Below are 15,612 nucleotides of genomic sequence, written 5' to 3'. Positions count from 1 at the left end.
AATTTGGATAGTGTTTCGCTTTTAAAGATTACAATTTTAGATTTTTTTGAAAAATAATTTCGTTTTTCTCAAGCAGCGCTCAATCATTTTTAAGGCCTGATCTGCCGCTTTAAGTTTGGTTCTAAAGGAAAGGATGGCAATGCGAATAACGAACTGTTCTTTTATCTTGGTTGAGCTTAAAAAGCTTCTTCCATCCTCATGAATAAATTCTAGTAATTTTTTGTTGAATTCGTCACGATCTGTTGCTTTTGTTTCAAACCAGAAATAGCTAACAGAAAGGTCAGGTTCAGGGCCAAGTGAAAATCCGAGTTTGTCAAGTTTTGATCTCATATACTGAAGGAGATAAATTTTTTCTTCTAAACAGGCTTTAAATGGTTCGACACCATGTAATTGAAGAGGTAGCCACATGCGCATACCTCGAAAATGTTTGGTGAGTTCAGGTGATACATCCGCAGGGTTGATAGGAGATGCTTCCTTCAAAGCGTCTTGCATATAATTGGCTGTTTGATGATGAGAGTGGAAGACGGCTTCTTTGTCTTTGATCAAAACCGCTCCAATACCATAGGGTAAAAAAAGCCCTTTATGCGGATCGACAACTAATGAGTCTGAAAGTTCAATGCCTTTAAAAGCACGTTTTTGCTTATCAAGCAACATAAAGAATCCACCATAGGCTGCATCTACATGAAACCATAAATTGTGTGTTTGGCAAATTTTAGCCATCTCTTCAAGAGGGTCGATTGCGCCAGTGTCTGTTGTCCCGGCTGAGCCTACTACTAAAAAAGGCAATAAGCCAAGCAAAATATCTTCTATAATGAGCTTTGTTAAATCAGATATAATTATTTTTGATCTAGGATCAATTTTTACATAGCGAATGATGATATCCTCCAGACCGATAATTCTTAAGGCCTTTTGGATACAATGATGCGTTTGTTCGCTCAGGTAGATGACACTTTTTTCAATTTTACTTCCCTTGATTTTATGCTTATCTCTTGCAGAAGTGAGCGCAATAAGATTGGCTATAGATCCCCCTGAAGTTAAATTCCCAATGCTTTTTTCAGGATAACCGAATATGGATGACATCCAACGAATTAATTCATGCTCCATGGCTACTCCGCCGGGAGATGCAAAATGCATACCTGCATATTCATTGCTAACTCCAACCATTACATCGGCCAGGGAAGCACTAAAAATTCCTCCGCCTGGTATATAACCTAGATGACTACCTGATGCAGCGTTAATACCCTTGTTGGCCACTTCATTCTCATAAGTGAGGATGATTTCTGCCATACCTATATTTTTGTCACCTATAGTAAAGCTGCTAGGATCAATTGCTGCTTGATTGTAAGCTTTTTTTGTTGTTAATGAATTGATAAAATCATGAGCAAATTTTTTAGTCTGATCAAAAAAGAGGTTTCTCTCTTTTTCGTTAGGCTCTAAGGCATTCGATATTTGCTCAAGTTCTTGTATTTTTTGTTCTAACTCATTCATGTGTAGCTGCATTTGTAGTCACTGGTAAACTTACTAGTTTTGAAAATTTATTCCTACTTAAGAAGGGCTCTGTTGCAATTAAAATTTTTACTGATTTCAGATTGTAAACTAATGAAATGAAATCAAAAGAGTTTGATTACATATTTAAACTTATATTAGCATTAAGGTGTTAAATTATAACTAATATTGATATTATGTTTACGTATTGAAATAATTAAATCATATTTGCATTCTAATAAACAATAAAACAGGAAAGAGATGTGTGGAATAGTATGTGCATTTGATTTAAAAGAGAAGGCTGAGGTTTTAAGACCACAGTTGTTGGAGATGTCAAAAAAGATCCGTCACCGCGGGCCAGACTGGAGTGGGATATATAGTAATGACAAGGCGATTTTAGCGCATGAGCGTTTGGCAATTGTTGATCCAGCATCAGGAAAACAACCGCTATTTAGTGAAGATAAAAAATTGGTTTTAGCAGCCAATGGAGAGATATATAATCATCAAGAGTTACGCCAGCAGTTTGAAGGCAAGTATAATTTTCAAACTGATTCTGATTGTGAAGTGATTTTAGCTTTATACAAAGCGAAAGGTGCTGATTTTATAGATGAGATGAATGGTATTTTTGGATTTGCCATTTATGATGTTGAGAAGGATGAGTATTTTGTGGCGAGAGACCATATGGGAATTATTCCATTGTATATCGGTTGGGATGCCAACGGCACTTTTTACGTAGCATCAGAGCTTAAAGCGCTTGAAGGCGTCTGTACTAAAATTGAATTATTCCCTCCAGGGCATTATATGTCTAGTAAAGATGGAAAATTAGTAAGATGGTATAACAGAGACTGGACAGAGTTTGATGCAGTTAAAGAAAACCAGACAAGTATAGATGAGTTACATGATGCACTTGAAGCAGCTGTTCACAGACAGCTGATGAGTGATGTACCTTATGGTGTTTTATTATCAGGTGGCTTAGATTCATCTGTAACCTCTGCTTTGGCAAAAAAATATGCTGAAAAACGAGTTGAGTCTGGTGATACACAAGAAGCCTGGTGGCCTCGTTTGCATTCGTTTTCTGTAGGGCTTGAAGGATCTCCTGATTTGGCTGCAGCTCAACTTGTAGCTGACCATATTGGAACCGTTCATCATGAAATAAAATTTACGATTCAGGAAGGATTAGATGCGATCAAGGATGTTGTTTATAACCTTGAAACTTATGATATAACAACGATTCGGGCCTCAACCCCAATGTACTTAATGGCAAGAGTTATCAAGTCTATGGGAGTAAAAATGGTATTGTCCGGAGAAGGAGCAGATGAATTGTTTGGTGGCTATTTATACTTTCATAAAGCGCCAAGTGCTGAAGAATTTCATAAAGAAACGGTGAGAAAGCTGGAAAAATTACACATGTATGATTGCTTAAGAGCCAACAAGTCCCTAGCGGCTTGGGGTATTGAAGGTAGGGTTCCGTTTTTGGATAAAGAATTCATGGATGTGGCGATGCGAATTAACCCTGAAGATAAAATGATCAACGGAGAGCGCATGGAAAAGTGGGTTATTAGAAAGGCATTTGAACAATACCTTCCTGAAAGTGTTGCCTGGAGGCAAAAAGAACAATTTTCAGATGGTGTAGGGTATAGCTGGATTGATACTTTAAAAGAAGTTGTTGATCAGGAAGTTTCTGACGAACAATTGGCTAATGCTAAATATAAGTTTCCAATTCAAACACCTACCTCAAAAGAGGAGTTCTATTACAGAAGTATATTTGCAAGTCATTTCCCTTCGGATACGGCAGCATTATGTGTGCCACAGGAAGCCTCAGTGGCTTGTAGTACAAAGATTGCACTAGAGTGGGACGAAAGCTTTAAAAACATGAACGACCCTTCTGGAAGAGCCGTTGCGAATGTTCATGAAGAGGCCTATGCAAAAAGCTAGGCATCATTAATTGTCATTAAAATTCTACCATAATTCCTATTGAAGGAAGAACCGTACCTGTCGTATTTTCGATCTCTTGAGTGAGGTAGCTGTCAGGATTGTTTGGATCTTCAATAGGATTTCCATTATCATCTCTAACCACATCTAAAAAGGGTTTGGTTTCTGTTTGGAAATTATAAATATTCTGTATGTCCAGATAGGCATTTAGCGCCCATTTTTTAAAGAACCAACGCTTGTCTACTCTCAGGTCAAGACCATGAGAATTCCCATTTCGCTGCGTATTTAAAAGATCCCAATCATTAATACCGCTATTTGTAACATCCCAGTTTTCTTTTTTAGAAGATTGTTCAATGTCATAAGGCGTATAGGGTGAGCCTCCAAGAAATCTGAATTTAGCACCAATTTCCCAGTTCTTTTTCAATTTTTTACCTGCTGTGATATTCAAAACATGTCTATTGTCCCAAGATGAGGCCACATAATTATTATCCTTATCTTCAAATTCACTTCTCACAAAAGTATAAGAGATCAAGCCATAGACGGTTGAGCTTAATTTTTGTTGGAGAAATACTTCTAAACCATAGCTACGTCCTTTTGAAATCGATACGGCTGGTTCATTTCCGATAACACCAAAATCACCACCTAGATTTGCCAATGAAATACTATCATTGGTCAAAAACGGATAGTCATCATATTTTTTATAAAAGGTTTCAACTGTGATCTTCGAGTATTTAGTAGGATTGTACTGAACCCCTGCTACAATATGATCACTTTGAATATAAGTGATTCCATTTTCTTTATTCACTGGGTTTCCGTCACTATCGGCATATCCCATTACGGTATAGGCAGGCAGCTGATAGTATCGCCCTAAGTTAAAACTGGCAGAGAATTTTTCAGTGAATTGATAGGATGCCGAAAATCTTGGAGATAATTGATCAAGTAAATTTGACATTTCATCTGAGTAACTATTTGCATCACTTCTTAAGCCAAGTGAAAGAGATAAACGCTCATTTAATACTGACTTGCTCACGTGGGTAAAAAATGAATATTTCTGCATTGTAAATTCAGAATCGAAATCAATGGTAGTAACGTCCCCATTGATCACTGTTTCCTTAAAGGTTGAGTTGGTATATTTTACATGCTCAAAGCCAGCTCCAATATTCCAGTTCCAGCCGTTCATTCTTTTGGTGCTTTCAACGCGGAGTTTGTTTTCGATTTCTTCTGAATTATAATCTAAAAGCAACAAATCCGGATCCTCGATATTGTCTTTGTATTTGGTAGAAGTATTGTTTAAATGATTTCTACTGACTACAACATTTTGAAAACTATTTTTTGAATAATGTTTCCAATTAGCACCTATAGTGTAATTCCATTGCTCACTAACGGGTAAATTACCAAGTATGTAATTGTTGCGGTCTATAGTTTCCTGGTCTGTTTCACCGTCATTTACTTCCGTATTTAATTCAAAATTATCAATGGCACCGAGACCGACAATTGTAAGTTGGTCTTTGTCTCCAAATTCGAAGAAGTGTTTGTACTGGAAATCATTATAGGTGGGTAAAAAAGGCAATTTAAGGGCTTGAAACAAGAATTGCAGGTAAGAGCGTCGGGCGGATAAAATAAATGAAGAATTTTTACCAGTTGGTCCATTCAGCGTCAGACCGACATCACTTGAGCCAAGCATAAAACTTCCTCCTAATTTTTCTCTGTTCCCGGTAACTTGTTGAAAATCCATAACAGAACTCAAGGCGTTCCCTCTATTCGCCGGGAAAGCACCGGAGTAGAAGTCTACATCACGTATAAAATTCACATTGATCATACCCACTGGTCCTCCAGAAGAACCTTGTGTGGCAAAGTGATTGATGTTTGGTATTTCGATACCGTCTAAATAAAAACGGTTTTCATTTGGTGCGCCTCCTCTAACAATGATGTCATTTCTGAAACTCACTGTAGTGGCAACACCGGGTAGAATTTGTATCACTTTTGAGATATCCCGGTTAGCGCCTGGATTTCTATAAATTTCAGTAGCGCCAATAGTCTGTTTACTTAAGGGGCTTTCTGCAGATTTTTCTATTCTATTGGTTTGTATAATTACCTGGTCTAAAAGCGCGCTTTCTTCTTCTAAAGCGATATTGATATCAGTAGTACTGGCAGATCCTATACTAATTTCATAGATATAGCTTGTCTTAAAGCCAACAAAGCTACAGGTAAGATTGTAAATGCCAGGTTTGATATTATCAATTTCAAAGCGGCCCTCTTCATCAGAGGTTGTGCCGATTTGCGTACTATCCAGTACGATGTTTGCAAAGGGTATGCTTTCGTTGTTAATCTCGTTGTATACACGTCCTTTAATGGAGCCTGTTTGTGCCAGCACATTGCTAACGGTTAATAAGGCTATAATAAGTAGTAGGTTTATTTTGGAAAACACTGTGATAAGTTTTATTAAAGGTAAAAAAGAATTGATGATTGACAGCTCTATTTTATGAAGAATGGACCGATGATTATAATAACCATCGATCCACCCATCCAAAATAAATCAAACTATCAAGAAATGATTTTATAAATTCGGTATTAAAACTTTGTCGATTGCATGAATAACTCCATTGCTTCCGTGAACATTCTTTATGATTATAATAGCATCGTCCGCGCCTGATTTGTCTTCAAGAATGATCAGATCACCAATGATACCTCCTACTCTCACATCTTGCAAATTGAGCATTGTAAGATTATCTCCTTCATTCAAATCTTCTGCGAAAACTCTTGCTCCGGCAGCGTGATAAGTTAATACTGATCTTACTTGCGCTTCGGTCAAAGTTGGTAGAAGATCTGCGATTTCACCGAATGCTGCATCTGTAGGTGCAAAAACTGTAATGTCATCGGCTGCAATTATTGCATCAGTGATGTCTGAGTACGCTGGGTTAGTTAAAAGACTTACCAAAACTGTAAACTCTGAAGCTTCACCATTATCCGCCAATGCTAACGCTATTTCAACTACATTAGGAGCTGGTGGAACTAAAGTTCTATCGATCACATGGATCACACCATTACTTTTTTCGATATCAACTTTATCTAATTTAATATATGTTAAACCATTGATCAATACTTCACCATTGAATAAATATCCCAGGTAAATGTTTTCTCCATTTAAAGTTTCAGCAATTCCGCTTGCAGGAAGGTCAGCAGCTTTCACTACAGCACCTAATACATGGTAAGTTAGAATAGGAGTCAAATCCTCTTTTTCTAAACCATCTAAAGATGTAATTCCAGCGGCAACAAAACCAGCGTTGTCAGGAGCGAAAACAGTTAAGTTATCTGTCTTAGCTACTGTTTCTAATAATTCAGCCTTTCTTAGAGCTGCATTTAAAATTGTGAAATCATTATTGAACTGTACTACTTCTGCAATAGTTCCTAAAGAATAAGTTATATAACTCGGTAATAAAACCGCATCAACTACATGAGCAACACCATTTACAGCCTTTAAATCAGCAGCAGTTACATTTGCAGTGTTTATTTTAACACCATCAGTAAGATCTACCGTTACAAACTCAAATTCAGGTCCGCCTACTATTCCTGGCAACAATGTATTTACGTCTCCATTTGCTAACTGATCAGAAGTAACTGCACCTCCTAAAATGTGGTAAGTCACAATTTCTTTTAATACTCCTACAGGAATTTCGTCAATACTTGTTTTTCCTAAGGCAGCTAAAACAGCTTCAAAAGCGGCATCTGTTGGAGCGAATACTGTAAGGTCACCTGTTGGGTCACTGGCTGCAGCAAGTAAGTCAGAAAGTTCTGGTTTTGCCAAAGCACTTAATAGGATAGTGTGATTTTCGCTTCCTGCTACGATTTGAGCAAGTGTCATTGAATAAAAATCTTCAGGGAACAAAACTTCATCTATAATATGTATAACACCGTTAGATGCATCAATATCTGCAGTGGTAACATTTGAAGAACCATTTAAGGTTACTCCATTTGAAATGTCAACCTCTACTGTTTGACCTGATAACAAGGTTTGTACTGGTCCGTTTGATAAATCTGTCGACTTTACATCTCCACTCACTACATGGTATTGTAATAGTGCAGTCAATAAGGCAGGATTCGCGATGATATTATTTAGAGCACCATCAGGTAGATTTTCAAAAGCTGTATTGGTAGGTGCAAAAACTGTAAAAGGCCCAGGTCCTGATAAAGCTCCTGTTAGATCTGCAGCTACTAAAGCGTCAACTAAAGTGCTGAGTTCAGGTGTTTGTTGAGCAATCTCAACAATGTTTTTGTCGTCTACGATGATATCATCATCGTCATCAGAACAACTTAACGTTAATAAAGGTAGCCCTATAAAGAGCATTAACATGGTAATTTTTTTTAGATAATTCATTTGGATAAAATTTAATTGTTTAATATTTAGCTATAAAAGTTCTACAAATATAAATGAAAAAAATAATACTGTCCAAGAAAAAAGTAAAAAAAGTGAACAAAAAAAATAATAACAGTGTATTTGCTTGGTTTACACGTTAATATTTTTATATATTTGTTCAACTTTTTAATTAAGATATATAAACATGGTTACATATTCAGTTGCTCAGGTTGAGGCACTAACAGGAATAAAAGCGCATACTTTAAGAATTTGGGAACGCCGTTATGATTTTCTTGACCCGATGCGAACACCTACTAATATTAGATACTATTCTGATGTTCAGTTGAAGCAACTTCTAAATTTTGGCATATTAGTAAGGAATGGTTATCGCGTTTCTAAGTTGGACAAAATGACTGATGAGGAGGTGTATGAAGAGGTGACCAAGGTTTTGGCTGATCCAGCCTCAGAATCAAGTGACGAGATGAAGGGCTTGACCCTGAGTATGCTCGAAATGAATGAAGAGGATTTTGACAATATTTTTGAAAGACAAGTAATTCGAAAGGGTTTTTTAAGAACAATAACGGAGTCTATTTATCCATTTCTTCAATATGTTGGGGTGTTGTGGACTACAAATAAGGCAATGATTGCCCAAGAGCATTATATGTCTAATTTAATAAGACAAAAAATTATTGCAGCTATTGAGCGATTGTCTATACCTCAAAAAGGAGCGCCTTCGGTTGTTCTTTTTCTTCTTGAGGGTGAAGAGCATGAGATTGGGCTGCTTCTAGCTAGTTTTATGGCCAAAGAAATGGGTTGGAATGTTTATTATTTGGGTCACGGTGTGCCTGTAGCTAATATTAAGAAGGTGATCGATATTGCTGAGCCTGACGCCATGATGACTATGTTTGTGACGCCTAAAGTAAGTAAGGTTAATAGTTTTATAGAATCTATTCTGGAAGGGAATGAGGTACCTTTTATTATTTCCGGAAGTGCTGAGAATTTGGATGCCGTGAAGGGTTCTGAAAGAATTGTTAAAGTGTCTTCGCCTCTAGAGTTTCAGGATCGCTTAATTGGTATTCAAAATAAGAAATAATTAATCTATTTTTAGATCCAAATCAGGTAAATACATTCTTTTTACTTGTATGACTCATTCTTTTATTTTTTTTGTTAAATTTAAAAACCTTGAAACAGGCTGTTAATTATGCGTTTGTTTCTCAGAATATAAATTTTCTTGGTTTGGTGTTTCTCGTCTTTTGCCGGGATTAGGACTGTAATTGTTGAAGCATAATTAGATCAAAAATTGATTTAGATGAACCATATAAAAGTTAAACAAATTTGTTTAAAGAAAATTTAAAAAAAGTTAGACAAAAAAATTGTTTTTTGCAGAAAAACAATTAATTTTGGCGTTATGAAGAAAAAAGTTGTAGTCATTGGTTCTGGATTCGCTTCTATTTCTGCGGCCTGTTATCTGGCCAAAGAGGGATATGAGGTTACTGTTTATGAAAAGAATGCGCAGCTTGGTGGTCGCGCAAGACAATTTGTGAATCAGGGTTTTAAATTTGACATGGGGCCAACCTGGTATTGGATGCCAGATGTGTTTGAAAGGTTTTTTGGTGATTTTGGTAGAAAGCCTTCTGATTATTATCAGCTTGAAAGATTAGGACCTGCTTACAGGGTTTATTTTGATCAGGCAGATTATCTCGATATTTCAGATGATCTTGATGAAATTAAGCAGACATTTGAAGATGTAGAGAAGAACGGCGCAAAAGCACTCACTGGTTTTTTGCAAAAGGCAGAAAAGAATTATGACGTTGCGATTAAAGACCTTGTGTATAAACCAGGTATAAGTCCTTTTGAGCTTGTTTCGAAGGATACCATTTTAGAAATTCCGCAGTTTATTTCTACGATCCATGATGTAGCCAAGAGAAAATTTAAAAGCCCAAGATTGAGGCAAATTATAGAATTTCCTGTGTTATTTTTAGGAGCAAAGCCTTCTATGACACCGGCTTTTTATAGTTTTATGAATTTTGCAGACCTGAGTTTAGGAACATGGTATCCAAAGGGTGGCATGAAATCTGTGGTAGATGGAATGATTCGTCTTGCTGAAGAATTAGGTGTTTCATTTAATATGAATTCAAATGTTTCAAAGATTACGACAGATGAGCGTCATAAAGTTTCTTCAATTACCATCAACGGAGTAGAAGTTGAGACTGATTTATTAGTTTCAGGAGCAGACTATGCACATACAGAAAGTTTAATGTTAAAAGAGAACAGGGTTTATAGTGATGCCTATTGGGATAAAAAGGTGATGGCACCTTCATCATTGTTGTTTTATGTAGGACTTGATAAGAAAATTAAAAATGTCTTGCACCATACACTGTTCTTTGATGTGTCTTTTGATGATCATGCTAAGGCAATTTATGATGATCCTGCCTGGCCCGAGAAGCCGCTTTTTTATGCAAGCTTTCCGAGTATCACTGATAATACTATTGCTCCTGATGGCAAGGAAGCAGCGATTTTTCTAATTCCATTGGCTCCGGACCTTGAAGATACAGAAGAATTAAGAGAAAAATATTTTAATATTATATTAGAGAGATTAGAAAAATTGACACAGCAAGAAATTAAATCTTCTATTATATTTAAGGAATCCTATTGTGTTCAAGATTTTAAAGATGACTATAACTCATTTAAAGGCAATGCCTATGGAATGGCTAATACTTTGTTGCAGACTGCATTTTTGAGACCTAAATTAAGAAGCAAAAAAATTAAAAACCTATATTTTACTGGTCAGTTAACAGTTCCGGGCCCAGGCGTACCTCCTTCGTTGATCTCCGGAAAATTGGTTGCCGATCTATTAAAAAAAGACAACTAACATGAAAGAATTATTTGACAAATTATCATATCGATGCTCGCATAGGGTGACTACGATGTACAGCACCTCTTTTTCACTTGCTGTTAAAATGTTGTCACCCAAAATACAAAAGGATATTTACGCCATATATGGGTTTGTCAGATTTGCAGATGAAATAGTTGATTCATTTCATGATTATGACAAGGAAATGTTATTGGATGAATTTGAAAGTGACCTTTATAACTCAATAGAACGAGGAATAAGTCTAAACCCTATTTTAAATTCGTTTCAGCAAGTGGTTCATAAACATAAAATTGATCATCATTTGATAGATCATTTTATGAAAAGTATGCGAGCTGACCTTAACAAACAGGAATATAAAAGTGTAGAAGAATATGAAGATTACATTTATGGCTCAGCAGATGTTGTCGGACTAATGTGTCTGAAAGTATTTGTTCAGGGAGATCAAAAACAATTTGAAGCGCTCAAGGCCCCTGCTATGAGATTGGGAAGTGCTTTTCAAAAGGTCAATTTTCTTAGAGATTTGAAAGATGATACTGAAAATTTACATCGCTCTTATTTTCCGCACATTCAGGGTAGTATTATTGATATGGATACTAAAGACAAAATCATTGAGGAGATCAACGATGATTTTCATGAAGCTTATATTGGAATCAAACAATTGCCAATTGAGGCTAAGTTTGGAGTTTATACAGCCTATATTTACTATAAGAAATTATTGAGAAAATTAAGTAAGACGGATGCCAGCGAGATAATAGAAAAAAGAATTCGTATCAGCAACCCAATGAAAATGTTTCTTTTGACCAAATCTTTTGTGAATTACAAGTTGAATTTACTTTGATAGCAAAGAATTTCATATTAATTTTAATGTTTATTAGCCTTATGCCTGTTGTGCAGGAAAGTGATACGCTTCGAGAATTCAGAGCCGAGTTTCAAGAAATTGCAAGTGAGGAAGATATTGATAAGATATTGAATTATAAGATTGATGAAGTTAGTCAGCGTGAGCAGGAAATCATAAAGGCTTATCAGGCAGCTGGCACCAGTATGATGGCGGAGTATGTTTTTTCCCCTATGTCAAAATTGAGATTTTTTAATAAAGGGAAAACGGCATTAGAAGGGCTAATTGAAAGTAGTAAGGATGTTGAAAAAGTTTATTTGAGGTTATTGATTCAGTTAAATGTGCCAAAAACCTTGAACTACCATAAGAATATAGAAGGAGATATCAGTTATTTGCAGGAGCATATGGCTGAGGCCCAAATTGAAGCTTCTTTTAAGAGTCTTATGATAAAAAATCTTTTGAGTATTACTAAAAAAGAGGAGCTCAAAGAAGCGATATTGGATATAAAATTATAGACGAGAGCTAACGAAAATTTTAAAAAGATGATGCTGTTTATTACAATTTTAATTACAACAATACTAATGGAAGGTGTTGCCTGGGGCATGCATAAATATGTAATGCATGGTTTGTTCTGGAACTTACATGAAGACCATCACGTGAGAGATAACCATGACTCATTTTTAGAGATGAATGATTCATTTTTTGTGTTTTTCGCAGTAATTTCAATAACTGCTTTTGCACTTTGGTCAATTTTTGGCTGGGAAATTAGCCTTGGTGTTGGGATAGGCGTATTTATTTATGGGGTGATTTATTTCGTTATACACGATCTTTTTATTCATCAAAGAATAAAAATATGGAAAAAAACAAAGAATCCTTATCTTTTGGCATTGAGAAGAGCTCATAAGATACATCATAAACACTTAGGTAAGCACGACGGAGAATGTTTTGGAATGCTATGGGTTCCAATGAAATACTATCAAGGAAAATACTAAACTATGTCGCTTTACTTATGGTTAGACCTGCTGTCATTGTCTGTACCATTTCTAGTTTCGTTTCACCCCAGAATCGCTTTATATAAGCATTGGAAAGCCTTGTCGCTTGCCATGTTCATTACATTGATTCCTTTTATTGTATGGGATGTTTATTTTACCCATCAAGGCTATTGGGGATTCAATGAGGTATACTTATCAGGAATTTATTATTTGCAATTGCCCATAGAAGAATGGTTGTTTTTTATATGCATACCCTACGCTTGTGTATTCACGCACATATCCATTTTAGAACTAAATCCGAAGCTTTCATTATCTGATAAAATGACAAAAAGAATTTCTATATTCTTATTTGTTCTTTTTGGAAGTGTATTGCTATTTAATTATGACAAAGCTTATACTGCAGTCGATATGGCTTTTGCCATCCTGGTTCTGGCAGCGGTAAAAAAGTTTAATCCAAAGTTATTGACATCTTTCTATATAACCTTCCTGTTTATGCTGATACCCTTTTTTATAGTAAATGGTATATTAACCGGAACAGGAATTGAAGGAAATATTGTTTGGTATAACGATGAACAAAATCTAGGGATAAGACTTGGTACGATTCCAATAGAGGATACTGCCTATGCATTTTCTCTTATATTGATGAACCTTTTTCTCTTTTATAAATTCAAGAAAAAGCTTATTTAAAATAAGAAAAATTGCTTGATAGAAGGTTATAAGCTCATGCGAAGATGTCGATGCACAACGCCTACTTCTTCGAATTCATCTCCGAAAGTCTTAAACCCTAAAGCTTCGTAAAATGAGGTGACTTCTGCTCTGGAGTGGATCACGATCTCAGTAAATTCTTTTGTTTTTGCAAATGCCACCAAATCCTTTACAAGTTTTTTGCCTACCCCTTTTCCTTGCCAATGATGATCTACTGCCATTTGAATAAGTTGGCCGATCTGTACATTTTCATCCAAAGGTACAAGAAGTACGCAGCCAATTACTTTAGCATCATCTATTGCAACAAAGTGCCATGATTTCGAATCATTCATTTCCCATCCATAATCAGGAACGCCAATAGGACGCAAGAGAATTTTATTTCTAAGTTCCCTTTCCTGTTGGTATAGAGGATGCTGCATGGCTATTCTGGTAATGTGTAACATAATCCTGAATAAAGGTTTTTAATCTAACGATACTAATTCTTTTAATACCTTAATATTTTCTTTCAAAGTGACCTCTTGTGCTTTTTTTACATACATCAAATCAAGTTTGTCTTGATATCTTTCCGTTATTCTATGTCTTACCATTTTCAGTGTAGAATTAATCAGTTGATTATCCTCTGAAAAGGCCTCTTTGATGACTTGAAAATTGGAAGGAATCCATTTGCCTGGAAATTTATCTTTAAATTCTATTTGTTTTGAAAACAAGAGCATTTCTTCTTTAAGCAGTTTGTTCAGTTCTTCGTAGGTATTGACATTCTCTTCCTTGATCAAATCGACGACTGCATTTTTGTTTAAAGTGATTAAAGCACTTGTAAATTTTTGATGATCGTTGTAAATCATAATTTGCTCGATGCAGGAAGAACAATTAATAATCGCTTCTTCAATTTCTTCAGGAGAATACTTTTCTCCATCTTCTGAGATTAGAAGTGCTTTTTCTCTGCCTACAACGACCAGAAATTCATCTTCATCCATATAGCCTAAATCTCCGGTATGTAGCCATCCATTCTTAATTGTTTCAGCTGTGGCAGTATCGTTTTTGTAATAACCTTTCATTACGTTATCTCCTTTTATGACAATCTCACCTTTTGTTCCTGTGGCCAATGCATTCCCATTTTCATCACAGATTTTACAACTGATTCCTTCGAGTACTTTGCCAGAAGTTCCCATTTTATGATTAAAAGGTGTATTAGTCGAAATGATGGGTGTCGCTTCGGTTAGACCGTATCCCTGGTATACAGGAATACCTATTGCTTTATAGAACTGTTGTTGCTTGATGTCAAGTAAAGCACCACCACCAACAAAAAATTCAATCTTAGGTCCAAAGATTAATCGCAAATTTTTGAAGATGAGTTTTTCAGCGATTAAATAATTGATATATGTACTGATTTGAACCCCTCTTCCTGGTTTCGAAAATCCATCACCGTTTCTTTTGACAGCAGCTTCAATCCCTCTGTTAAAGATGCCTTCTATAAAGGCACCTTTTGCCTTGATTCCATCTTTGAATTTTTGAATAAAATTACTGGTAAGTGCCGGAACGGTCAGAAGAAAATTTGATTCTGCCTCAACAAGATTTACTGGAATGTTCTTCAGCGCATTAACACCACCGCCTCTTGCATCCACAAAATGAAGTGAAAGTCCTTTTACCAGGGCCGTATAAATCCCTACGGTATGTGCAAAAGAATGATCGGTAGGAAGAATAAGAAGCGTTGAGATCTTTTCTTGGATCTGAAAAGTAGCAACGGCGGCATGGCTGTTCGAAAAATAGTTCAAATGCGTCAGCATGATCCCTTTGGGGTTACCAGTTGTGCCTGACGTATAAGAAATGGTGACTACTTCATCTTCTTTGGTGCCCTGTTCAATTTCAGATAACTTATCTGCGTTGTTAGGAATTTTTTCTTCACCAATTTTATAAAGATCAGCTACGAAAAGTAGTTCTTTTTCGTCAAAACCATATTTCTGGCACTGCTTACTTATTTTTTCTGAGGGTTTATCAAGAAGGATTAATCTCAGGCCCTTATGCTGGTATTTGTCCCATTGGCTGATTACCTTTTCTAGCGTATTCTCTGAAATGATAAATAAACTAGCGTCAGAATGATTGACTCTGAAGGGAACTTCTTCCGGAAGTAATTTTATAGAAAGAGGAACTGAAATACCTCCCGCATATAGTGCTGCGAATTCAGCAATGATCCAATCAGATTTGGCTTCCGATAAAATTGAAATTTTATCACCTGACTTTATACCCAATTCAAGAAAAGCAGATGCGAGCTTCCTTGCCTTTATTTTTGCCTCGCTAAACGAAGTCCTGACCCAACCCTGGTCGCTTTTAGTGCTTAAATAAGGATCATTGGCATATTGGACTGCTGCGCTGTCAAGCATTGAAAAAACCGTTCTTTGACTCATATGTTAGAATAAATTGTGCTACAAAAATACTT

12 protein-coding genes are annotated in these 15,612 nt (G+C 36.0%); 7 read left to right on the top strand and 5 right to left on the bottom strand.

Features of this window, described 5'->3' with window-relative positions; all coding sequences use genetic code 11:
* Positions 1-36 precede the first annotated feature (36 nt).
* Positions 37-1,488 carry a pyridoxal phosphate-dependent decarboxylase family protein gene (locus tag QWY87_RS06585; protein WP_290289643.1) on the bottom strand — a complete coding sequence of 484 codons (1,452 nt, stop codon included), beginning with the start codon at positions 1,486-1,488 and terminating at the stop codon, positions 37-39.
* Positions 1,489-1,746: 258 nt separating this feature from the next.
* Between QWY87_RS06585 and asnB the strand changes: the two genes are divergently transcribed.
* Positions 1,747-3,420 (top strand): asparagine synthase B, encoded by a 1,674-nt coding sequence (gene asnB, locus QWY87_RS06580; RefSeq protein WP_290289642.1) that lies wholly within the window; start codon positions 1,747-1,749, stop codon positions 3,418-3,420.
* A 16-nt stretch (positions 3,421-3,436) separates the two neighbouring features.
* Here the strand turns inward: asnB and QWY87_RS06575 are convergent, their stop codons facing one another.
* The gene (locus QWY87_RS06575) at positions 3,437-5,845 is read right to left on the bottom strand and encodes a TonB-dependent receptor (RefSeq protein WP_290289640.1); all 2,409 of its coding nucleotides are present in this window, start codon (positions 5,843-5,845) and stop codon (positions 3,437-3,439) included.
* Between the two features lie 129 nt (positions 5,846-5,974).
* A complete protein-coding gene (locus QWY87_RS06570; RefSeq protein ID WP_290289638.1) occupies positions 5,975-7,792 on the bottom strand; it encodes a fasciclin domain-containing protein in 1,818 nt (605 codons plus the stop codon).
* A 184-nt stretch (positions 7,793-7,976) separates the two neighbouring features.
* On the opposite strand from QWY87_RS06570, the gene QWY87_RS06565 reads away from it, so the two are divergent.
* The 6 genes from QWY87_RS06565 (at position 7,977) to QWY87_RS06540 (ending at position 13,160) form a co-directional block, all read left to right on the top strand.
* Positions 7,977-8,864: a MerR family transcriptional regulator gene (locus QWY87_RS06565; protein ID WP_290289636.1), complete on the top strand. Its 888-nt coding sequence runs from the start codon at positions 7,977-7,979 to the stop codon at positions 8,862-8,864.
* Positions 8,865-9,179: 315 nt separating this feature from the next.
* Entirely contained in the window at positions 9,180-10,643 is a 1,464-nt protein-coding gene (gene crtID / locus QWY87_RS06560; RefSeq protein ID WP_290289633.1) for a bifunctional phytoene desaturase/3,4-desaturase, read from the top strand.
* Between the two features lies 1 nt (position 10,644).
* Complete coding sequence (locus tag QWY87_RS06555) at positions 10,645-11,484, top strand: phytoene/squalene synthase family protein (protein ID WP_290289631.1); 840 nt, start codon at positions 10,645-10,647, stop codon at positions 11,482-11,484.
* A 26-nt stretch (positions 11,485-11,510) separates the two neighbouring features.
* Positions 11,511-11,996 carry a hypothetical protein gene (locus QWY87_RS06550; protein WP_290289629.1) on the top strand — a complete coding sequence of 162 codons (486 nt, stop codon included), beginning with the start codon at positions 11,511-11,513 and terminating at the stop codon, positions 11,994-11,996.
* Between the two features lie 27 nt (positions 11,997-12,023).
* Entirely contained in the window at positions 12,024-12,473 is a 450-nt protein-coding gene (locus QWY87_RS06545) for a sterol desaturase family protein (protein ID WP_290289628.1), read from the top strand.
* 3 nt (positions 12,474-12,476) lie between these two features.
* Entirely contained in the window at positions 12,477-13,160 is a 684-nt protein-coding gene (locus tag QWY87_RS06540; RefSeq protein WP_290289627.1) for a lycopene cyclase domain-containing protein, read from the top strand.
* Positions 13,161-13,186: 26 nt separating this feature from the next.
* Here the strand turns inward: QWY87_RS06540 and QWY87_RS06535 are convergent, their stop codons facing one another.
* Both QWY87_RS06535 and QWY87_RS06530 read right to left on the bottom strand, forming a co-directional pair.
* Entirely contained in the window at positions 13,187-13,621 is a 435-nt protein-coding gene (locus QWY87_RS06535) for a GNAT family N-acetyltransferase (RefSeq protein WP_290289625.1), read from the bottom strand.
* An 18-nt stretch (positions 13,622-13,639) separates the two neighbouring features.
* The gene (locus tag QWY87_RS06530) at positions 13,640-15,580 is read right to left on the bottom strand and encodes an AMP-dependent synthetase/ligase (RefSeq protein ID WP_290289623.1); all 1,941 of its coding nucleotides are present in this window, start codon (positions 15,578-15,580) and stop codon (positions 13,640-13,642) included.
* Positions 15,581-15,612 lie beyond the last annotated feature (32 nt).

This window comes from Lutimonas halocynthiae, assembly GCF_030409835.1.
GTDB lineage: Bacteria > Bacteroidota > Bacteroidia > Flavobacteriales > Flavobacteriaceae > Lutimonas > Lutimonas halocynthiae.
The sequence above is the reverse complement of the archived record's forward strand: the minus strand, read 5'-3'. Positions and strand labels throughout refer to the sequence as shown.

Coding starts and splice junctions, on each gene's coding strand:
- asnB (WP_290289642.1), top strand. CDS start 1,747: ATGTGTGGAATAGTATGTGCATTTGATTTAAAAGAGAAGGCTGAGGTT.
- crtID (WP_290289633.1), top strand. CDS start 9,180: ATGAAGAAAAAAGTTGTAGTCATTGGTTCTGGATTCGCTTCTATTTCT.
- QWY87_RS06585 (WP_290289643.1), bottom strand. CDS start 1,488: ATGAATGAGTTAGAACAAAAAATACAAGAACTTGAGCAAATATCGAAT.
- QWY87_RS06535 (WP_290289625.1), bottom strand. CDS start 13,621: ATGTTACACATTACCAGAATAGCCATGCAGCATCCTCTATACCAACAG.
- QWY87_RS06570 (WP_290289638.1), bottom strand. CDS start 7,792: ATGAATTATCTAAAAAAAATTACCATGTTAATGCTCTTTATAGGGCTA.
- QWY87_RS06555 (WP_290289631.1), top strand. CDS start 10,645: ATGAAAGAATTATTTGACAAATTATCATATCGATGCTCGCATAGGGTG.
- QWY87_RS06550 (WP_290289629.1), top strand. CDS start 11,511: ATGTTTATTAGCCTTATGCCTGTTGTGCAGGAAAGTGATACGCTTCGA.
- QWY87_RS06545 (WP_290289628.1), top strand. CDS start 12,024: ATGATGCTGTTTATTACAATTTTAATTACAACAATACTAATGGAAGGT.
- QWY87_RS06565 (WP_290289636.1), top strand. CDS start 7,977: ATGGTTACATATTCAGTTGCTCAGGTTGAGGCACTAACAGGAATAAAA.
- QWY87_RS06530 (WP_290289623.1), bottom strand. CDS start 15,580: ATGAGTCAAAGAACGGTTTTTTCAATGCTTGACAGCGCAGCAGTCCAA.
- QWY87_RS06540 (WP_290289627.1), top strand. CDS start 12,477: ATGTCGCTTTACTTATGGTTAGACCTGCTGTCATTGTCTGTACCATTT.